The organism is Candidatus Contubernalis alkalaceticus (assembly GCF_022558445.1).
GTDB classification, from domain to species: Bacteria; Bacillota; Dethiobacteria; order SKNC01; family SKNC01; genus Contubernalis; species Contubernalis alkaliaceticus.
Genome location: NZ_CP054699.1, coordinates 1,197,474 through 1,216,979, shown reverse-complemented (window position 1 = coordinate 1,216,979; position 19,506 = coordinate 1,197,474). Strand labels below are relative to the sequence as shown.

General features: G+C 38.9%; 21 protein-coding genes, 1 pseudogene and 1 riboswitch. Of the genes and pseudogenes, 17 read left to right on the top strand and 5 right to left on the bottom strand.

The window, feature by feature from the left end:
- From HUE98_RS05790 to HUE98_RS05745, 10 genes are all read left to right on the top strand, one after another.
- Entirely contained in the window at window positions 1-507 is a 507-nt protein-coding gene (locus HUE98_RS05790; protein ID WP_241422912.1) for a hypothetical protein, read from the top strand.
- A 143-nt stretch (window positions 508-650) separates the two neighbouring features.
- Window positions 651-1,262, top strand: a complete 612-nt coding sequence (locus HUE98_RS05785; protein WP_241422911.1) for a hypothetical protein — start codon at window positions 651-653, stop codon at window positions 1,260-1,262.
- Window positions 1,263-1,350: 88 nt separating this feature from the next.
- Window positions 1,351-2,478 (top strand): SAP domain-containing protein, encoded by a 1,128-nt coding sequence (locus tag HUE98_RS05780; RefSeq protein WP_241422910.1) that lies wholly within the window; start codon window positions 1,351-1,353, stop codon window positions 2,476-2,478.
- A 156-nt stretch (window positions 2,479-2,634) separates the two neighbouring features.
- Window positions 2,635-3,357: an abortive infection system antitoxin AbiGi family protein gene (locus HUE98_RS05775; protein ID WP_241422909.1), complete on the top strand. Its 723-nt coding sequence runs from the start codon at window positions 2,635-2,637 to the stop codon at window positions 3,355-3,357.
- Between the two features lie 418 nt (window positions 3,358-3,775).
- On the top strand, window positions 3,776-4,411 hold the full coding sequence (locus HUE98_RS05770) for a DUF4145 domain-containing protein (protein WP_241422908.1): 636 nt from the start codon (window positions 3,776-3,778) through the stop codon (window positions 4,409-4,411).
- Window positions 4,412-4,443: 32 nt separating this feature from the next.
- The gene (locus HUE98_RS05765) at window positions 4,444-4,632 is read left to right on the top strand and encodes a hypothetical protein (RefSeq protein ID WP_241422907.1); all 189 of its coding nucleotides are present in this window, start codon (window positions 4,444-4,446) and stop codon (window positions 4,630-4,632) included.
- Between the two features lie 17 nt (window positions 4,633-4,649).
- Window positions 4,650-5,324 carry a TIGR04255 family protein gene (locus tag HUE98_RS05760; protein ID WP_241422906.1) on the top strand — a complete coding sequence of 225 codons (675 nt, stop codon included), beginning with the start codon at window positions 4,650-4,652 and terminating at the stop codon, window positions 5,322-5,324.
- Between the two features lie 11 nt (window positions 5,325-5,335).
- The gene (locus HUE98_RS05755) at window positions 5,336-5,857 is read left to right on the top strand and encodes a hypothetical protein (protein ID WP_241422905.1); all 522 of its coding nucleotides are present in this window, start codon (window positions 5,336-5,338) and stop codon (window positions 5,855-5,857) included.
- A complete protein-coding gene (locus HUE98_RS05750; protein WP_241422904.1) occupies window positions 5,850-6,179 on the top strand; it encodes a hypothetical protein in 330 nt (109 codons plus the stop codon). Before HUE98_RS05755 ends, HUE98_RS05750 begins: the two co-directional genes overlap by 8 nt.
- 53 nt (window positions 6,180-6,232) lie before the next feature.
- Window positions 6,233-7,774 carry a recombinase family protein gene (locus HUE98_RS05745; protein ID WP_241422903.1) on the top strand — a complete coding sequence of 514 codons (1,542 nt, stop codon included), beginning with the start codon at window positions 6,233-6,235 and terminating at the stop codon, window positions 7,772-7,774.
- A 67-nt stretch (window positions 7,775-7,841) separates the two neighbouring features.
- On the opposite strand, the gene HUE98_RS05740 is transcribed toward HUE98_RS05745, so the two are convergent.
- Entirely contained in the window at window positions 7,842-8,174 is a 333-nt protein-coding gene (locus HUE98_RS05740; protein WP_241422902.1) for a hypothetical protein, read from the bottom strand.
- Window positions 8,175-8,494: 320 nt separating this feature from the next.
- On the opposite strand from HUE98_RS05740, the pseudogene HUE98_RS17975 reads away from it, so the two are divergent.
- The 7 genes and pseudogenes from HUE98_RS17975 to HUE98_RS05710 form a co-directional block, all read left to right on the top strand.
- Window positions 8,495-8,626 (top strand): annotated as a pseudogene (locus HUE98_RS17975) (helix-turn-helix domain-containing protein); the annotation flags it as partial.
- Window positions 8,627-8,635: 9 nt separating this feature from the next.
- Entirely contained in the window at window positions 8,636-8,944 is a 309-nt protein-coding gene (locus HUE98_RS05735) for a hypothetical protein (protein WP_241422901.1), read from the top strand.
- Window positions 8,937-9,272, top strand: a complete 336-nt coding sequence (locus tag HUE98_RS05730; protein WP_241422900.1) for a hypothetical protein — start codon at window positions 8,937-8,939, stop codon at window positions 9,270-9,272. The genes HUE98_RS05735 and HUE98_RS05730 overlap by 8 nt, the downstream gene beginning before the upstream one ends.
- A gap of 46 nt (window positions 9,273-9,318) precedes the next feature.
- On the top strand, window positions 9,319-9,783 hold the full coding sequence (locus HUE98_RS05725) for a hypothetical protein (RefSeq protein WP_241422899.1): 465 nt from the start codon (window positions 9,319-9,321) through the stop codon (window positions 9,781-9,783).
- Window positions 9,784-9,864: 81 nt separating this feature from the next.
- Complete coding sequence (locus HUE98_RS05720) at window positions 9,865-10,587, top strand: DUF4875 domain-containing protein (protein ID WP_241422898.1); 723 nt, start codon at window positions 9,865-9,867, stop codon at window positions 10,585-10,587.
- A 166-nt stretch (window positions 10,588-10,753) separates the two neighbouring features.
- On the top strand, window positions 10,754-11,050 hold the full coding sequence (locus tag HUE98_RS05715) for a hypothetical protein (protein ID WP_241422897.1): 297 nt from the start codon (window positions 10,754-10,756) through the stop codon (window positions 11,048-11,050).
- A 49-nt stretch (window positions 11,051-11,099) separates the two neighbouring features.
- Window positions 11,100-11,276 (top strand): hypothetical protein, encoded by a 177-nt coding sequence (locus tag HUE98_RS05710; RefSeq protein ID WP_241422896.1) that lies wholly within the window; start codon window positions 11,100-11,102, stop codon window positions 11,274-11,276.
- A gap of 71 nt (window positions 11,277-11,347) precedes the next feature.
- On the opposite strand, the gene HUE98_RS05705 is transcribed toward HUE98_RS05710, so the two are convergent.
- The 4 genes from HUE98_RS05705 to HUE98_RS05690 all read right to left on the bottom strand — a co-directional run bounded on the left by HUE98_RS05705 (window position 11,348) and on the right by HUE98_RS05690 (window position 18,982).
- A complete protein-coding gene (locus HUE98_RS05705) occupies window positions 11,348-12,505 on the bottom strand; it encodes an EAL and HDOD domain-containing protein (protein WP_241422895.1) in 1,158 nt (385 codons plus the stop codon).
- Window positions 12,506-12,674: 169 nt separating this feature from the next.
- A complete protein-coding gene (locus HUE98_RS05700; protein WP_241422894.1) occupies window positions 12,675-13,739 on the bottom strand; it encodes an HD domain-containing phosphohydrolase in 1,065 nt (354 codons plus the stop codon).
- A gap of 28 nt (window positions 13,740-13,767) precedes the next feature.
- Window positions 13,768-16,800, bottom strand: a complete 3,033-nt coding sequence (locus HUE98_RS05695) for a PAS domain S-box protein (protein WP_241422893.1) — start codon at window positions 16,798-16,800, stop codon at window positions 13,768-13,770.
- Between the two features lie 214 nt (window positions 16,801-17,014).
- Entirely contained in the window at window positions 17,015-18,982 is a 1,968-nt protein-coding gene (locus HUE98_RS05690; protein ID WP_241422892.1) for a methyl-accepting chemotaxis protein, read from the bottom strand.
- 213 nt (window positions 18,983-19,195) lie between these two features.
- A riboswitch (cyclic di-GMP riboswitch) is annotated at window positions 19,196-19,282 on the bottom strand.
- Window positions 19,283-19,506: the final 224 nt, after the last annotated feature.

Sequence of the window (19,506 nt, the reverse complement as noted above, 5' to 3'; positions counted from 1 at the left end):
ATGATAGGCTTGGAATTTTTATTAGACCTATCCAGTAAAATGTTAATTAAGCTGCAATTTAAAAACCTCCAAGATAAACATCCCCAGTTATTAGCTTACACATCGGGCACAATCATAACCTTAGACACATCACTACAGGACAACCCTAGAAAATACAAATGCATACTGGCAGAAGAAATTGGCCACGTTCTCTACCCACCGGCTCCCGGGCACGTCAGCTATCACAAAGCTGGAACCTGGGCTGGACTGGACTTTACATCCCGGGGGAACATTGAATACATGGTTAGCAAAGATGAGCGCCGGGCACTAAAGTTTGCCACCGGCCTGCTGATCCCGGACCATGCTTTTTGGGAGTATGCCGACCAGGGACGTCACCACATATGGGAATGGTGCGAACACTTTGAAGTTGAGCAATGGTTTTTTGAGATGAAAGTAGGATTTGTCAGGGCCGGACAGCCACCAGGCAACCGGCTGAAATGGCGGCAGATAGTTTCGAGGACATCATAGAGAAAACAAAAATTGACAGCATCAAAGAAAAAACAACTACCAAAAGAAGGTAGTTTTTGTGTTTGTAAAGGGTTCGACATATTATGACAGGTATAAACATTTTATCTTATTATTAGAAAATAGAATTATTAAGGAGGATGAGAATGTTTAAAAAAACGTTTCTATGGTTGGCTTTATTACTCTGCTTATCTTTAATGTTTATGGGCTGCAGTTCAACCGAAATTGACTCTGTAAGAGACAATGGGGTAATGGGGGATCAGCCCGCAGCAAAAGTGTCTGAAAGTAGCAACGATGAGCAGCAAGAAGTCCAACAAGAAGCATCGGAAGATGAGTGGGAAGTTTATGAATTATCAATAGAGGAAGAATGGAAAGACCTAAAGGTAGAAATATTGGCACTCTCAATCGGAGAGCAAAAAGAAACCAGATATCTGGATGAACCAGCTGATGCAATTGCATTAAAATTCAGAATAGAAAACACCCGTGCAGATGGAGATGGCTCATTTAAGGTTTACCCAACACAAGGAACTCTTGTTACCTCTACAGGAGAACAGGTTAAGCCAATGACCGGCGAATCAGATTCCATTAGCGGAGAAATATATGAGGGTGTCATCAAAGATGGTGTCATAATATGGTTTTTAGAACGTGGCCATGTATTTGACATTGAATGGGTAAGGGTAAAATTTAATTGTTATGACGAGGCAGCTGAACGGACCAGCGTAAATGAATTTGATATAAGGATAGAAATCCCTGAATAAAAAACATGTTTAGTCTTCCAAATCAAATTCTCTTAGAATAAACAAATGGGGAGGGATTACAATATTATATCTTATTATCGGAGGTTTTTTGGGTCTTGTAGGATTAGGGGCACTAGCATCAGGGGATATTCTTCCGGGATTACTGCTTATTTTTTCATGTGCTATTCTTATTTCTAATGGAGTAAAGAAAAGAAAAAAAGTTTCTGAAGAACATACTATGTCAATTATATCAACACCCGAACTTAATGATTATGATAGTAAGGCGAATACCCATGTAAACACTGAAAAAGCAACTAATTTTATACAAACACCAAAACAGAAAAAGCCATCTATTTTTCCTTCTGGAATTACTAAGCAACAACAGGAACAGATTGAGTCAATTATTGATAATTATTCCTCGGATCCACGAGCAATGGAAAGAGAAATAATTGCATTGATGCTTGGCAGTTCATGGGAATGGCCAGAATTTGAAGAATGGCATAATAAGTTTTCAGAGCTAGGTTATTTCCCACATATGTGGTCATCTTTAGAAAACATACCCCCTGAAATTCCTGAAGAAGCTCTTAATGCCCTTGAAGTATTTTCAAAATTATCACTAAACACAAGAAGATTGCTAATAGGAAACTATGCCATTACATCAGCAAAACCAATAACCAAAGCAATAGCAGACTTAGGAAGAAGAGTAAATTTAATTGAAAGTCAGGCTAAGCCTTTAATATTAGAGCTCCAAGAATATGGGTTAGCACAATATTCTCTCAAATTAAACCAACAATTAATGGTCTTAAAAGTAGATGAGCTTAAAGAAATATGTAACGAATTTAATGTCGCTAAGTCAGGTAAAAAAGCAGATTTAATAGATCGCTTAGTCCAAGAAGTTCCAGAAGAAGAGCTTAAAAAGAATCTACCAAGTGAAGCACAGCGGGATAGTGCTGCAATTGGGTTCTCTCTTCCTTTGAGAGCTAGAAATGCAATACAATGGGAAATTAATAAAATACGACTCCTTGCCCATACTATCCAGTTCACTTTATACCGGTATAGGGATATTGAATCAATTAAACAAGGTGGCTTTAAAAAGGCAAAAGTTAGTGGTATTACAGATGATCCTTGTCCGATATGCGGTGCTAAAAACGGAATGTATATTTCGATAAAGCAAACTGACAAAATGCCTCCATATCATCCTGGATGTAGGTGTAGTATATTTGCATCATTTGATTAACTCAAAAAGGCATATTAGTAAAGGCTTTTTTAGGGCTGGATCCGGAGGGGACGGAGAAGCAGCAGAAAAAGATTGAGAATAAGATTAAGAGGTTGTTGGATAAAAATAGATAATTACTTTTTTAAAAATAAATATAAGTTACAGAAGGAGAATTATATGCAAAGATACTATTCAAATATTTATTGGCATTTTACAGGTGGACCTGAAGTAGATGACTGGAGTAAAGTAAAGGCACCAAAAGAAATAGAAGGCAAGTTAAAAAGCACTGAAAAAGCAGTCGATAATTTAAAATTAATACTTTCTTCTAAAAAATTAAAAGCTGGTAGCCCAGAAAAAATCCATGGAGATATAATTACCGGAGAGTTCTGTTGCGTTTGCGATATACCAATTAAGGACTTAACAAATCATGCTAAATATTATGGCAAGGTTGCAATAGGTTTTAATGCCAATGCAATTCATAGCTGTTTTAATCCGGTATTGTATATTGAAAAAAACTTCCCTATTCCTGATGATTTAAAATTTGATATGAACGCCAAAATTAGATTAGACACATTAGTTGATTTAGATGCTCCATTTGATCTTATTGATATTTTATTAGGACTAAATGAAAGTCCTGAATATAATCAGTATCTTAAAAAATATTTTGGAAATATGAAAAACTTAATTAAGATTACAAGATTTAGTGACAAAGATGATGAAACATTCTACAGGGAAAGAGAGTGGAGAAGCTTAAACGGAGATTTTAACTATAAGATAGAAGATGTTGAAGCGTTAATTGTTCCTGAAGAATTTATTGGTAAAATAAAAGAGCACTTGGAAAAATGTAAAATCATAAAATATATACCCATTATACCATTTGAGTTTTTGGAAAAGGCATAAGTTCTTTTTTTGGGCCCGGGAAAACAACTGGCTGAAGCTTATCCTTGAGCTGGATCCGGAGGGGACGGAAAAGCAGAAGGGAAAGATTGAGGGAAAGTTGAAGAGGTTGCTGGATAAAAACAAGTAATCCCGTAATTTAAAACGTAAGAAAGGAAGAATTTCAATTGTTAGAATTAATAAAGGTTTCTTTAGAATTTATTTCCTAGTTATTTCAAACTCTCATATTTTACCATTCACAATTGCTTGAATCTTCATAAGAATAGCTTACAATATTTTTGGTATATGATTTGGTAAAATTGGTAGAGTTATTTTATAATTAGTAATTTCTTTCATAATCTTCAAAGTAATTTAGATGTTGGCTACTTTTGAATTAAATATCCTTTTAATATTAAATAAAGATGAGATTGGAGGAACAAAAATGATTATAAAATTAGATGGAAACGTTGAAAGGCATAATAATGAAGAATCTTTAAATATGCGTTGTCCTTCTTGTCGTCAATTGGGCTCGTTCAAATCTTTATTATCTGAATGTATAAGAAAACATACTGGACAACAATTAATTTTCCTAGGCCACAGAGTTTGTCCAAATGAAGATTGTTTAGCACATGTATTTATAGTATGGGACAGTGATCGTAATATAATGATATCTTACCCTCCTGAACTTCTGGATTTCGATTCAAGTAACATTCCGCCTAATATAATAAATATCTTTGAAGAAGCATTAATTTGTCATGCGAATAAAACTTTTATTGCGAGTGCTATAATGGTTAGACGAACTTTAGAAGAACTTTGTAATGATAAAAGCGCACAAGGTGAGAACTTAAAAGAAAAAATAATTGCTTTAGGCAATAAAGTAATCATACCCAGTGAGTTATTAGAGGGTTTAGATAATCTTAGATTATTAGGTAATGATGCTGCACATGTTGAAGCCCAAATTTATCAAAATATCGGGAAAGAAGAAGTTGAACTGGCCATAGATGTAACCAAGGAAGTATTAAAAGCAGTATACCAGTATGCTTCTTTAGTTAAAAGATTAAATGATCTTAAAAAATAAAAAACCAGCAAATTACTAAAGGAAGTGATTCTTTGGGCTATGGTAAAAACGAGTTGGTTGGAGAATGGTCAAAAGAAAAACTTAAGTATTTACAAGCTTATTTGCCTGCTTATACGAATGCTACACAAAAAGCAAGACAAAAGTTTTACATTGATGGATTTGCCGGTAAGGGAGACTGGTTGAAGTCTCTCGTAGTTAAACTTAGAAAGAATAAAAATTAAAAAGGGGGAAAACAATTGTGGCAGCGTTTTCTTTGGAAAACTTATTTGTTGATAGAGCAATAATTGATATACAATATCCAGACTCTCTCAATTTTAACGAAGTAAAGGGTGAAATAGTAAATAAAATACAAGATATTTTTCCTATATATAACGTGCAACCTAATAATTCCATATCTTTTACCAACCCTGAAAAGGCAACAAATTTAAGCCTATCCATTAATCGAATTGGCCTTGACACAGAACCAGATAACATTAACTCGTTTATAAGTAGCTCAAAAATAATTATTGAAATATTACTTGATTTATTGAAACCCACAAAAATTAAAAGAATAGGCATTCGTTTTTTTCTTATTAAGCAATTTAGAGATATGGATGAAGCGGATAAATTTTTAAAATCAAAATTAATAAAAACTTCAAGTCTACCAAAAGAATTAAAGGAAGCAAAACATCGTACTCAACTTACCTTTTATATAAAGAAAGAATATCAGGTAAATATAAGATTACTTTCCGGTGCACATCAAAGAATTAATATTAAAGATTCAAAAATAATGCAAGATATAAAAATTGAAGGACTAATTATTGATGGAGATTTTTTTTATGAAAATATTAATGTTAAGAAAGCACTAGAATTTATTAATAATGTTAAAAACTATATTGAGTCAGACATTTGTTATTTTTTAAATTATTTATAGGGGATGAGTTTATGATAATTGCTAAAGATAGTCCTAAGCTAGAAGAAACTTCCGTAGAAACACCTGCCATTGTTAGTAATCCTTCTTCTGATTTCCCAATAAGAGCGTTCATAATAGTCCCACCAAACAGTACGGCAGAAACAAACATATACCCAAATACTTACTATAATGAGAAAAAAATAAGTGAAAAAAAGACTTCTACTCAATTCACAACTAGCAGCTTTTTGGAGTATAATGAAAAAGCAGGAATAAAAAATGCTTTTTCAGAATATTTTCTATCAAGCATTGTTAAGGAGAACATTATGATGAAGAAAAAAATTAAGCTTTTCTCACTTACTCCTTATTTATCATTTATTGTAATTAGCACCTTTGGTATTGCGATATTCCTCGTTTCATTGTTCTTGTCTTTATTTAAAGATATCCTTTTGTTCCATCCTTACTATATATTAACAGGGCTAATAGCTTCCATGGGACTTTTTGTTACGGTTATAATAGCATACAAATATAACAAGGAGAATATTTTTAATGAATAATAATGTTAACATTTCTCTGTTAAAAGAATTTGTAAATCCTAAAGATTGGAAGCCATACGAGAGATTTAACTTTAGTTTATGCCTACTACTATTAATAATTGCTGGATTAGTAATTACTCCAAAAATTGCTTTTTTAATATATTCTTTTATAACACAAACTGAAGTGCAACAACTACATCCACTTTTTCTTATTATTCCGGCTTTTTTTGAAATAACTTTATGTTCTATTTTTTGTTTTTTGCTCAGAATAAAATATCTGGAGATTAATGGACATACAATTTATAAGCATAGCTCAACAGGGAGTAATGTGTTGGAGGAATAACTTCTCTTTTTTTCCTTTTGCCCCAAACATATATTCGCTTAAGGAGTTTAAATATGACCAAGGCCGTCGCCTACACCCGATTCTCCTCAGACAACCAGCGAGAAGAATCAATAGAGGCCCAGATGAAATCCATAAAAGAATATGCTGACCGGAACAATATAACCATTATCCGGGAATACAAAGATGAAGCCATGACCGGCACAACAGATAAGCGCCCTGCCTTCCAGCAGATGATTAAAGACTCAGCTGGGGGCCTCTTCTCCCTTGCCCTGGTCCACAAGGGAAACCGTTTTGCCCGGAACCGCATTGAAAGCGCTATCAACAAGTATGCCCTTAAGCAAAATGGAGTGAAGGTAATTGCTGTAGCGGAAGACTTTGGAGATGGCCACCATGCAGTTTTGATGGAATCCGTCCTGGAAGGCCTTGCTGAGTTCTATTCCCTGGAGCTGGCGGCGGAGACCATGAAGGGTCTTCTGGTCAATGCAGACAAGTGTCTTTACAATGGAGGATGGGTTCTCTACGGCTACAAAGTAAATGATGAAAGAAAATATGAAATTGAACCGGAAGAAGCAAAAATAGTCCGGGAAATCTTTGACAGAGTTCATAATGGGTGGTCTTACGGTAAAATAATTCAGGACTTTAAAATTCGTGGTATCTTACGGCGGGGCAAACATTGGAACAAAAATACCATCTACGACATGCTTAAAAATGAGCGCTATACCGGTGTTTATATATATAATGAAACCCCCAGGAAGGTTAATGATAAGCGAAATAATCGAATTAAAAAAGAAAACGATGAAGTAGTCCGAATTCCCGGAGGCATGCCAGTAATAATTTCAAAGGAAACTTTCAACAGAGTTCAAGGTATTTTACGGGGGAGAGTCCGTCCTCGGGGACGGAAGAACACATATATTCTCACAGGCCTAATAGAATGCGGAAGCTGCGGAGCTGCATATGTAGGCACCAATTCATACTGTGATAAAAAAGAATACCTTTGGTATGAGTGCAGCGGAAAAAAGCGCCGGGGTAACTGTGAAAGTAAGGGCAGAATCCGAAAAGAAGTTCTTGAAGAAGCTGCTGTTAATTATATTGTCCAGCAGACCGAGGAATTGGACCCAGAAGAGTTTACCAGGGAATATAATGCTTTCCTTGACATGTTTACGGAAGGAGCATTTGAGAGGATTCATAGCATTAACAAAGAGCTAAAAGAAATATCCGTTAAAGTGGACAGACTGCTGGACGCCATCGAAGCTGGCGTAGATGTAAAGAGCCGGCTTAAGGCTCATACAGAACGGAAACAGCTCCTTCAGGAAACACTGAGAAAGGCAGAAGTAGAAAAACTTGCCCAGTATGTTACCCCCGAACAAGTGCAGGCGTTAATAGACATGTTTGATCCCAGAAAAGCAGAAACTGAAGAAGAAAAAAAAGCGGTTATACACCGCATTATTAAAAAAATCATTATTCGGGGAAAAGGTGAAGATGCCGAATTTCACACGGTTTGGGACCCTTCGGATACCGCTTATGTCGCCTCCCCGACACCATATTTATGCGCACTATTTGCGGATATAATCCGTGATGAACTTTTAACCCGTTAATTTAGACGGGTTATTTTATTTCGGCCGAAATAAAAAAGCCTCCCTTGCGGGAGGCCATGAGAAGGTATTAAATGTGTTTTGAGCCTTCCGCAACAATCAACCTCATTGATGCTTCAAGCGCATGAATTTTCTTTTCCTTTTTGTCCAGCAGCGCATCCAGTTGATCAATATGATCTTCAAGCTCTTGGCACTTGGAGCACTCATCATCCTCTGGCGGTTTTATCGACTCCTGCTCCTCCGTAGCCAACATATCTGTAAGATAATCCCGGACAATACTCTGCCCATAATCCACCGCAGGAGCCCATTTCCCCCCATCTCCTCTACTGTTTTGAGCCCGCCCGGTTTCTGCATGACCGTCCTTGCCCAAACCGAAAGCATCGGGGCTGGTCTCCGATATCATGAAGGCCAATTCCAGCAGTTTATCTATTTGTTTAAAAGCCGCTTCCAGCTGTGCGTCCCAGGTAAGGTACCGAGGCAGATTGCCAACTGTTTCTTCCTGGGGATCGACTTCAGTTGCTTCCAGATCCTCTTTTTCGATATACCAACACTGGTATCTCTCATCCCACTTCCCCTACTTGCATTTGCAAGCACTTCTTTAAGAAATTTATATACTTTTTTTGGATAAATGATTATAATATATGCAAGCAAATGCAAGCAGTAATTTGAAAACGAGGCTTTGATTATGGATTTTAAAACATGGTTTAAGAAAAAAAGAGAAAAATACGGTACACAAAGAAAGCTGGCAAAAAACTCGGTGTTTCTTCTCCTTATATTTCGCAGATTGAAACAGGCGAAAGAGGAACTCCTTCAGCAAAAGTACTTAAGAAGCTTGCGCCATTTCTAAAAGTTTCTGAAGAAGAAATGCTCGCTCGTACCGGCTATCTTACACATCTCCATACTTTAAAAAAAAATGAAAAAAAAAAAGAAAAAGATCAACCAACAATCAAAGAACAGCAGCTCACCTACAACCCCGACCTGGACAAACTTATCCCCAGATACGAGCCCGACCTTGGCCAGGCGCTAGTCAAAATATCAGCCATAGCCTACAAACACAAACTGTCTCAGGCGGAATACCTAAAGCGCCAGAAGGCAGCTGGGCAGCCCATGGGCCGAATATGCCAGGGCAGATTGGGCGTGAAGAAAATGAATAGGAGTGAACCCCATGACTGACCGGCAGCTGTTAGAGGCCATACTTAACAAAATCTCCGAAATAGATGCAAATATGGCGACCAAGAAAGAGCTGGCTGAGGTTAAAGCAAACATGGCCACTAAAGATGAGTTGGCTGAGGTTAAGGCTGATGTTAAATCTATTCAAGAAATCGTAATCAAAATAGAAAACGAGCATGGACAAAAACTAGCCGCTCTTTTTGACGGTTACAAACACAATTCAGAGACCCTAACAGACCATACCCTTCGCTTAGAGCGCATCGAGAAAAAAGTTGCTACACACGACATCCAAATTCACGTTCTGGAAAAAACTAAAGACAGCAAGCAGTGATACATGCATGATAGGCTTTGAATCTTTATTAGACCTACCCAGTTAAATGTTAATTAAGCTGCAATTTAAAAACCTCCAAGATAAGCATCCCCAGTTATTAGCCTACACATCGGGCACAATCATAACCTTATACACATCACTACAGGACAACCCTAGAAAATACAAATGCATACTGGCAGAGGAAATTGGCCACGTACTCTATCCACCGGTTCCCGGCCACGTCAGCTACCATATCGCTGGTGCCTGGACTGGGCTGGATTATACCTCCAGGGGAAATATAGAATACCTGGTCAGTAAGGATGAACGCCGGGCACTGAAATTTGCTACCGGCCTGCTGATTCCAGACCATGCGTTCTGGGAGTATGCTGACCGGGGCCTCCACCACATATGGGATTGGTGTGAATACTTCGATGTAGAAAAGTGGTTTTTTGAAATGAAAGTAGGGTTCATCAGGGCTGGGCAACCTCCGGGCAACCGGTTGAAGTGGCGGCAGATAGTTTCTAGGACCTAAAAAACAAAATTAGACAGCATCTAAGAAAAACAACTACCAGAAGAAGGTAGTTTTTATGTTTTATGGGAACTTCGACACAATATGACAGATATAGACAATTATTTTATGGGGCAAGCCCCCGATTGGAAAAAAATTAAAAAATATTTAAAGGAGAATAAAATGTATAACAAATTATTAATTATAGGATTGGTACTGTTACTCTTTTCTTTCTGTATAGGCTGCGGAAGTGACACTGCTGAACCCGAACAAGAAATAAAACTGGTTTCCTATGAAGTGGAATCTATAGAAAACATATCTTTTGGTAATGTAGACCGTTTTACCTGGCACGTAATAATTAATGAGCCCGCAACAACTGAAGAATTAAAAGAAGTTGCTAAAGAGGTGCTTGAAGAAGCTAAAGCAAAAGAAAAGTTTAATGCTCTATCGATTATGTTTTATGATTATCCAGAATATATGGGGCATGGATATACATTAGGGGACGCAATATTTGCCCCTGAAGGCGATTGGAGTAAAGCTGATAGTGTAAGGTCTGGAGAATATGACAAGATGTCTTTTTCCTGGAAGCTAAGAAATAAAGACTGGAGTCAACAGCTTTCTCCTGATGAAGTTAAAGTTTGGGCATCATGGAATGATGCTTATAGTAAAGTTTTTGAAGATATGGAAGATGAAATGGATGAAGATCCATTTGCTTTGCCAGATGAAGATGAAATAACTGCACAGGTAGCAGAAGAACATGGGATTAGCGCAGAAGAAGTAAGTAACATTTTGTCCAAACAATCATTATGGATGTTTATGGATGAATAATAAAATATTTTTTGACGACGTGTAAGATAGACATTCCCCGGGTCCTGCTCCCAAGAGGGCCGGGGAAGGAATCTGGGTGAAGTTTAACCTGGAGCTGGTTCCATTGGAGAGGGAAGAGCAGAAAAAAAATTAGTGAAATACAATCATCAAAAAGGAGGCCTGGATATTGGGACTATTTGAATCATTTTTATATGGTGTCCTGGGACAAGGGATAAGAGCTCTTATAGGAATAAAAAAACAACTTGAAGAGGCTAATAAGTCTGGTAAAAATTTTGAGGATTGGTTCAACTTGAAGCTTCTGCTGGTAAGCCTTATCATAGGAGGAATTGCCGGGATTATTGGATTGATGCTCCTTGATAAGGATTTAGAGATATTGAAATTAATGATAATAGCAACAGGATATGCCGGCGCTGATTTCATTGAAGGGCTTTTTAACTCACTGGTTAAGAAATTGGTTGAGTAGTTTCAGGGATGACTTGTTACCACTTTGCTCCCAAGGCCCGGGAAGGAAGTTGGCTGAAGTTAATCTGGAGCTGGATCCGGAGGGGACGGAGAAGCAGAAGGAAACATCTCAAATACTAATGAATATGGTCAAAAAGTTTTTGTTTCAGCTAATAAATATCAACCAGTGGGTATTATGGTATATGGAAATACTACATTTATGGATGTCCCCTGGGAAACCATTATAAAAATCTATAGAAAAAAACTAGGTACAAACACTAAGGGCTATGAAGAAAAGGGACCTGTCCCTCTGTTGCTCCTAAAGTACACCATTTAAAGCCTTAATATAAGCTCCGGTAATCTCTTGGGGAGCAAGATTAAAACTTTCAGTTATTTCTAATACTTTTTGAAAATTGCCTTGTTCGTAAAAACAAACTAAATCATAGATGATTTTATATTCATTATCTATTCCCAGCAAGGCATCTTTTATTTCTTTTGATATTGGAATTTCCTTTAGCACTTCCTCCATGGGACAGTCCAGCATGATATCCAGAAAAGAAAACATACCCATAATAAAAAAATGAAAACTGTTAATGTAGCCAATAAGCTCAGCAATTTCCTCAGAAAATATGGCCCTGATTAGGGATAGGGTAATTATCTCTCCAGGTTTTTTTTGTGACATTACACTTAACACTATCCAAGAAAGCCACTTAACCGTACCTTTTTGGCCCAGCAGTGCCAGCGTCTGTTGAACAGAGGTTATCTCATTTACAAAATAGAAAGCCCCGGAATTTATATATTTTAATAAGCTGTAAGTTATGGTTACGTCCTTTTTAATTAAATCCTCTATCTCTTCAAAGTCCGGGTTGGGAGTATTAACTGCTTTTAGAAGTTCAATATAGATATATCTGTTCCCGCTGAGGGGTTTTTTACCATCCACTAAGGGCAGTTTAAAATATTCCCCGTTAAAATAGGTGCACCCACTCAAAACAGCCTTGTCATAAATCTTTCTTGTAAAAATATTATCAGCTAAAACCTTTGGATTATAATATTTTGTTAATTCACCACAATAATATTCCGCATTCTCATCTGTAAAATCAACCACTATAAGGTCACAGTGATTAATAATATACTCCTGATTTTCTAAGCACCGGAAATCCAGGGCGATTGAATAACCTGTCCTTTTTAACTCTCTACATACTTTGAAAGGGTCACCATTGTTATTTGCCGTAACCAAAACAAAGGTATCCTTAAGATACAAGAAATTATTTTGAAGCAGTGAGCTTGAAAAATTTATAATTATTTTTTTTCCGGAAGAAAGAGTTTGTTTGCCAATAGACATTATATTGTCCAAAGGAGAGTCCTTTTCAACGCCTTCACCATCAATTACAGCAGCAAAAGGGCTGTAAAACAATTTATACCCAAATATAGATTCATTTTTATTAAAAATTGGCTGTCTGGCAATAAAAAAATTCATAGGACCTGTCCTTTATTAGATTTACATTTTTTTGGTGTCACTTACTATTCAATATTCCCTGGTTATAATATGAAATTTTTTAAATAAGTTTGTCTAAAAACATATTTATTATCACTTTTAATTACGCATACCCTAAAAGGGATGAGTTTTTAAAAAGATTAGAGATATGTTAATGGATATGAAAGAAATTTGTTTTACTAAAGGAATCCGTAATTTTGTAACCCTTGTCCCTGAATAATTGAAGACAAACTGTTACCGCCTGTGGGTCATACAACCTGCCGGAGTTCTCTTCTATTTCCTCCAATGCCATCTCTATTCCCAAGCTTGTTCGATAGGGCCGGTGAGAAGACATGGCCTCCACCACGTCTGCAACCATAAGGATTTTAGCTTCCGTTAAAATATCTTCATTTTTCAAGCCAATGGGATAGCCGCTGCCGTCCAGCCTCTCATGATGCTGGCAAACCACCTGGGCCACCGGCCATGGTAATTCTAAATCCTTCAAAATGGTGTACCCTTGAGCTGCATGGGTTTTTATAATTTCATATTCCAGTTCATTGATTTTCCCTGGCTTGGCCAATATCTCTGCCGGCAGTGCAATTTTTCCAATGTCGTGCAGGTAACCGGTAACCCGAAGCCCTTCTATTACATTGTTGGAGAGTCCTAATTCCCTGCCTATTGCCGAAGCTAAGTTGCCCGCCCGTCTCTGATGACCCGCTGTATATGGATCTCTCAGGTCCAACATGGATGCCAGAACCTTAATGGAACTCTGCATAGACTGGTGGAGTGCCCGAGTTCGTTCCTCCACCAGCTGCTCCAGATTCTCTTGATGGTGACGATTAGCCTCCTCCAGCCTTTGCTTTTTATCCGTAATTTCTTTCAGATGCAGAGCCTTCTTTACCACTTTAAGTAAAGTACTCTTCAGGATGGGTTTACTTATATAATCATACGCACCGACCTGTACAGCTTTCACCGCGGTCTCCACCGTGGGCTCCCCGGTCATTAAAATCACCTGCAGGTCAGGCATTATATTACGAATCTGTTCCAACAATTCCACCCCGGAGAGACAGGGCATAATGATGTCTGTTACCACCACATCAAAAGCATCCTGTTTAAGGAGTGCTAAGGCTTTTACCGCATCTTCGGCAGCCTCTACTTCATATCCCTCTCTACGAAGAAATTCCCGTAAGGTATAACGCATACTTTTTTCGTCATCCACAATTAGAACTTTCCCCATCTTAGCTTCCTTTCATTACTGATAATTATTACTCTTCAACGCTTTCAATGGCCCATCCATTATCAACAGGCAAGTCCAGGTAAAACTTAGTAAAACTTTCTACTTTTGTCTCAAAACTTATATGTCCATTATGTTCTTTTACAATTCCATAGCTGATGGCCAAACCTAATCCAGTCCCCTGTTCCCTAATTTTTGTAGTGAAAAAGGGTTCATAGAGCTTCTCATGAATGCTTTCAGGTATTCCTGTACCGCAATCTTCCACAGTAATTCGTATCCAGCGTCGACCATCTTTTATAATATGACTGCAAATAATTTTAATAATTTTGTTTACATGATACCCCGGAAATCTCACATTCAACGAATCCCGAGCGTTGGTCAACAAATTCATCAGTACCTGCTGAATCTGTTGGCTTCGGCATTTTATACTGGGCAGGCCTTCCGGAATAGTAACTTCCAAGACAATTTGCTCCTTTCGAAAAACAGAATCAATCAATAGCAGAGTTTTTGTGATAATGTCCTTAACCTGTGCCGGACTGTGTGACTGCTTTTCATGACGGGCAAACTGCAAAAGATTTTGAACTATGGAAGACACCCTTTCACATTCATCAATAATTTCACCTAAATATTTTGCATTAGTACTACCGGGCTCCTCGTTATCTAAGAGCAGCTGTCCGTAATTCATGATCCCATTGATGGGATTGTTTATTTCGTGAGCTACCCCGCTGGCCAGGACTCCAATGGCTTCCAACTTTTGCTGCTGCCGTAACAAAGCCAGTTCATACATTTTCTTCTGTTCTTTTCGCTTTCTTTCGGTGATATCCCGAATATACACCAGTGCGCCATCCCGGGAGGCAAAACGAATGGGAACTGCTGCCACCTCCACGTCTACAGAGGTGCCGTCCAATTTGAGATAAACTTGTTCCAACCAGGGAACCGGCTCTTTTTTTTGGTTTAAAATTTTTATTCTCTGTAAAACCTGTTGGTGGTAATCCGGATGAAAGCGTTCCATGACCGGCGTACCTATTAACTGCTCCCTGGACTCCGCACCAAAGAGATTCACCGCCGCCTGGTTGACGTAAACGAACTGCTTATCCGCCTGCACAAAGATGGCATCAGGAGCCAGTTCCACCAGGCTTCTGAATCGCTGTTCACTATCCTTAAGATCTAAATCCATACCCTTTTTTTCTGTTATATCCTGCCCCAACTTTATCACCCCAATAAGCCCCTGTTCATGATCCAGCACCGGGTAACCCCGCACAAACCAACAACGGCCGTCCGGGGTTATCACTTCACCCTCCTGAGGCTGTTTTGTATCATATGCATTTTGAATGGGACAGCCGGAGCAGGGCTCATCCTTCTGATACCACAATTCATAACACATTTTACCGGTTAATTCTTCTAACTTCATATCCACGGATTCGGCAGCCAGGCGGTTTGCCCAAATTACCTGGTATTTTGAATCTAGATATGAAATCCTTTCAGACATAGCGTTAAGAATCAAAGATTTTTCCTTTTCGGACTTTTTAAGGTTATCTTCCACCTGTTTCCTCTTAGTAATATCCGAGTGGATCCCTATTACCCGCAGAGGTTTACCTTCTTTGGTCCACTTAATTACTTTACCTCGGTCTAAAATCCATTTATAGGTACCATCTTTACATAAAACACGATGTTCACTTTGATAGACCGAGGTTTGACCACTGAAATGTTTTTCCAAATCTTCATAACAAGCTTTCTTATCTTCCGGGTGGATTCGCTTATCCCATTCCTGTAAAGTGCTGCCAACTTCATGTTCTTCATAACCCAACATCTTTTTCCACTGCCGAGAAAAAAACACTTCATCGGTTTGAGCATTCCAATCCCAAACCCCGTCCCCGGCCCCTTCCAGAGCAAACTGCCATCGTAACTCGCTTTCTTTAATATCTTTTCGCAAACCATATTCTTCACTTACATCGCGAAAGACTAACACTACTCCCACAATTCTCTTCTCATTGTTAACGATTGGGGCGGCACTATCAGCAATCTGATATTCACTGCCCTCTCTGGAAATAAGAGCAGTGTGATTAGCAAGTCCGACTATTTCACCCTTTTCCAAAACTACTTTAACCGGATCTGATACGGGCTTTCGGGTTTCAGAATTAATTATCTGGAAAACATCTGACAGCGGTTTTCCCTTTGCTTCTAAACATGACCAACCGCACAGTTTTTCAGCCACAGGATTCATTCTTACGACGAATCCATTTTCATCGGTTGTAATCACGGCGTCGCCAATAGAGTTAAGTGTAATCGATAAATATTCTTCACTTTTTCGTATCGACTCTTCCGCATACTCCTGATCAATAACTCGGCCCAGGTGCTCAGCAACTGTGGTAAGCATCAACTCCTCTTCTTTTAAAAAAGGACTTTTTTCTTGTCGGGATGGCTTTGAAGAGCACACTTCAATAAAACCCATTTGTTCACCCTGTAGTTCAATAAAAGAAACGATTTTCCAAGGGGTAGTTTTATAGTTTGGTGACTGGAATTCACGACCGTTTAAAACAATGCGCACACATACCTCCTGTGAATTCTGAAAATATGGGGGCAGTAGGTTAACCGCTTCCCGTAAGATTTTTTCCAAATTATATTTTTCTTTTCGGAGCAAACGGGAAAAATTATGAAGACAATTCAGTTCCTTAATCCGCTCTTCTTTTTCCTTCCTATCGGTAATGTCTCTAAAAACTACAGAAAAATAATTGTCCTTTTCACTGTAAGCAGTAACTTCATAATGCCATCCAAGGAATTCGGAATTCTGTTCAATATATATAGTTCCACCAGTAAGAGCAATTCTACCATAATTGCCCATATAATCAAAACTGAAGTCATCAGTCCCTGGGGGCAGCTCAGTAACCTTTTTTCCAATAATATTTTCTCTTTTTAGCCCTGTCATCTTTTCAAAAGCATGATTTACATCTATAAATTCATAATTAACGGGATTTCCCGAATCATCCATGATTATTCGATGGTAGGCAAAAGCATCAGGCATATTTTCTATTAGTGAGCGATATCGATCACTTTCTTGTCCCATAAAATACCTCCTGACAAAGCTTACATTTTATTTTTTCTCCATATTCCAACATATTCCTCTATTTCTTTTAAAACTAAAAACTATTTTCGTATTATAAATATCCTACTCATAAGGTCCCCAACTCTAAGGGGTAGCGTAGGTGGGGACCTTCTTCAGGTGGAGTAAAGTCTCCGCCTGATTCCCCGATGTTTTGAGCTTGCTGAAACCAGTTTACTTAAGCTTCCGCCTGGTCATATTTAAAACGTTCCATGGATTTATAAAGCTCATCGGCAGAATTCCGTAAATCTTCTGCGGTTGCAGTAATCTCTTCCATGGAAGAGGACTGTTCCTCTGTAGAGGCTGCAATCTCCTGGCTTCCGGAACTAATCTGTTCAGCGGCTGAAGTTACCTCATTGATTTTTTCAACGATTCTCTGTACTTCTCCCACGATTTGGTTGAAGGTTTCACTGTTGGACATGATGACATCAGAACCTTCGCGCACTTTTTCTACCCCTTTGTCCATGCTTTCTACTGCACGGCCGGTCTCCTCCTGGGTTTCCTTGATTAAGGCGGTGATGTCTACGGCGGCTTTTCCTGTCTGCTCTGCCAGCTTACGAACTTCTTCCGCTACCACGGCAAAACCCCGGCCCTGTTCTCCGGCCCGGGCGGCTTCTATGGCTGCGTTCAGGGCTAAAAGGTTGGTCTGGTCTGCTACGGCGGTAATCATGCTGACAATATTTCCAATTTCTGAGGAACGGTTGTCCAGGCCTTCGATGATACTCCGGAGGCCCTCCACCATGTCATTGATATCCTTCATTTGAGTTACAGCATTTTTGATAGCTTCGGCACCTTCTGAGGCGCTCTCTGACACCTCCCTGGATATGTCAGCCATCTCCTGAGCACCGATGCTGAGCTCCTGGCTGTTGCCGGCGAACTGGTTTGTGGTAGCGGCCACCTGCTCCAGGGTTGCGCTGGTGGACTCAGCGGCAGAAGATAATCCCTCGCTGGAATCCTTTACCCCTAGAGCTGTTTCAACTGCCTGCCGTATCAACTGGGATAGACTTGAATTCATGGTATTAAAGGCATTGGCCAGCTGGCCGATTTCGTCTTTACGGTTCATTTCGGTCTGCACAGTGAAGTCCCCTTGGGCTACCTGGTTGGCAACCTTAGTAATTTTTTGAATGGGATTGGCGATGCTGAGAGCTATGAAGTACCCTAAAACAGCAACGATTAAGACAGCGATGACAGCAACCATTACCATTAAGTTACGTAATACTGTAACCCCGGCAAAGGCCTCCGCCTGGTCAATCATTACGACTAAGCCCATGGGCATGTCCCCCAGTTCTACAACCTCTACAGTTCCTAAAACTGCATTACCCATGGTGTTTACATATTCACCTTGGGCACTGAAATCCAGGCTTCCGGAACTAATGGGTGCTGACAATACCTGTGCAGGCCAGGTAGTAACAGTCTGCTGCAGCACGGCTCCCTGGGATAATTCCCCATGCCTGAGGTTGCTGTGCAGCAGACCGTTAGCATCCACAAGGTAAGCATCCGCCGTTGTTCCCAGATTCTCAAGGCCGGTATGAACTAACTGGTCAATTCCTTGAGCATTTACAGAAACGTTAAATGTACCAATTATGCTTCCGGATTGACTATTGCTTCTGACGGGAGATACGGCGGTCATGATCGTATCAAGAGCAATGTTGGAATAAAACAGGTCAGACCAGGCCACACGGCCGGCCAGGCCATCTTGAACATACTGCCGTTGGGATAAATCAGCCCCCAAAAAATTGTTATCGGTGTTGGTGGTATATACCACTCTTCCGGTGGGGTCTGTTAAATAAAACAAAGCATAGCCCATCTCTGCCAAAACCGCGCTGCTTATATCATCTAAAATCTCTACCCTTTCAAGCCAACGGGGGTCCTGGGTGTCCCATTCCACTTCGCTTAAAATATTCATGCTCTGGTATACATCTCGGGTGGCAGCCAGCACCACAGCGTTATTTTTTATATCATCAAAATAGGTGTTTAACTGTTCTTCTACCAGGCCTGCGTACATATGACTGGCTGCTTCAATTTCCTCCTGAATGTTTGCACTGGCGCTGATGTATGAAATCACACTGATTGCAATAACCGGTACTAACCCGACCAATAAAAATAAAGAGATTAATTTAGTTTTAAGGCTCATTTTTTTAAACATTGTTTGTACCTCCCTAATTTGATTTCAAAAAGTGAACTCGTTTCAGCAAGCTTTAAAATCAGGGAATCAGGTAAAGACTCTACTCACCTGATTAAAAGCCCCACCTACGCTAACGCTTAGAGGTGGGGGTCTTATTATAAAGAACAAGCATTGCCATGTCCTTCTAAAAGCGCAGATTATAAATAATTAAGATAACTATAATCTTTAAAAAAAGTTGGCAACCGGCTGTCTTCAGCATGGAAATGTTTTAGACCCTTGGCTTTGCGTCCCCGGTTTTAAACGGGGTTGCCTTTATTCAACTTAATTTATTATAAAAGTTTTTCTAAGTTTTATCCCCCCTTCAAACAACGAAAATTTATTATGTAATTTTTTATTTATTCAAAATATTCTAATTATTTATATTCTACATCTGCGATATATTTCCTTGTTATAATATGTAATGTTTTAAAAAAAATTGCCTAAATAGTTTTCTTTTGTCACATATAATTGCACAAATTCTCGTTTAACGATGAAAAAAATATAAA

Excerpts from the sequence above, each read along its gene's own strand:
- HUE98_RS05785 (WP_241422911.1), top strand. The coding sequence starts at position 651 with ATGTTTAAAAAAACGTTTCTATGGTTGGCTTTATTACTCTGCTTATCT.
- HUE98_RS05755 (WP_241422905.1), top strand. The coding sequence starts at position 5,336 with ATGATAATTGCTAAAGATAGTCCTAAGCTAGAAGAAACTTCCGTAGAA.
- HUE98_RS05720 (WP_241422898.1), top strand. The coding sequence starts at position 9,865 with ATGACAGATATAGACAATTATTTTATGGGGCAAGCCCCCGATTGGAAA.
- HUE98_RS05750 (WP_241422904.1), top strand. The coding sequence starts at position 5,850 with ATGAATAATAATGTTAACATTTCTCTGTTAAAAGAATTTGTAAATCCT.
- HUE98_RS05790 (WP_241422912.1), top strand. The coding sequence starts at position 1 with ATGATAGGCTTGGAATTTTTATTAGACCTATCCAGTAAAATGTTAATT.
- HUE98_RS05700 (WP_241422894.1), bottom strand. The coding sequence starts at position 13,739 with ATGGGGAAAGTTCTAATTGTGGATGACGAAAAAAGTATGCGTTATACC.
- HUE98_RS05735 (WP_241422901.1), top strand. The coding sequence starts at position 8,636 with ATGCTCGCTCGTACCGGCTATCTTACACATCTCCATACTTTAAAAAAA.
- HUE98_RS05740 (WP_241422902.1), bottom strand. The coding sequence starts at position 8,174 with ATGATATCGGAGACCAGCCCCGATGCTTTCGGTTTGGGCAAGGACGGT.
- HUE98_RS05725 (WP_241422899.1), top strand. The coding sequence starts at position 9,319 with ATGTTAATTAAGCTGCAATTTAAAAACCTCCAAGATAAGCATCCCCAG.
- HUE98_RS05730 (WP_241422900.1), top strand. The coding sequence starts at position 8,937 with ATGACTGACCGGCAGCTGTTAGAGGCCATACTTAACAAAATCTCCGAA.
- HUE98_RS05690 (WP_241422892.1), bottom strand. The coding sequence starts at position 18,982 with ATGTTTAAAAAAATGAGCCTTAAAACTAAATTAATCTCTTTATTTTTA.
- HUE98_RS05705 (WP_241422895.1), bottom strand. The coding sequence starts at position 12,505 with ATGAATTTTTTTATTGCCAGACAGCCAATTTTTAATAAAAATGAATCT.
- HUE98_RS05770 (WP_241422908.1), top strand. The coding sequence starts at position 3,776 with ATGATTATAAAATTAGATGGAAACGTTGAAAGGCATAATAATGAAGAA.
- HUE98_RS05695 (WP_241422893.1), bottom strand. The coding sequence starts at position 16,800 with ATGGGACAAGAAAGTGATCGATATCGCTCACTAATAGAAAATATGCCT.
- HUE98_RS05775 (WP_241422909.1), top strand. The coding sequence starts at position 2,635 with ATGCAAAGATACTATTCAAATATTTATTGGCATTTTACAGGTGGACCT.
- HUE98_RS05745 (WP_241422903.1), top strand. The coding sequence starts at position 6,233 with ATGACCAAGGCCGTCGCCTACACCCGATTCTCCTCAGACAACCAGCGA.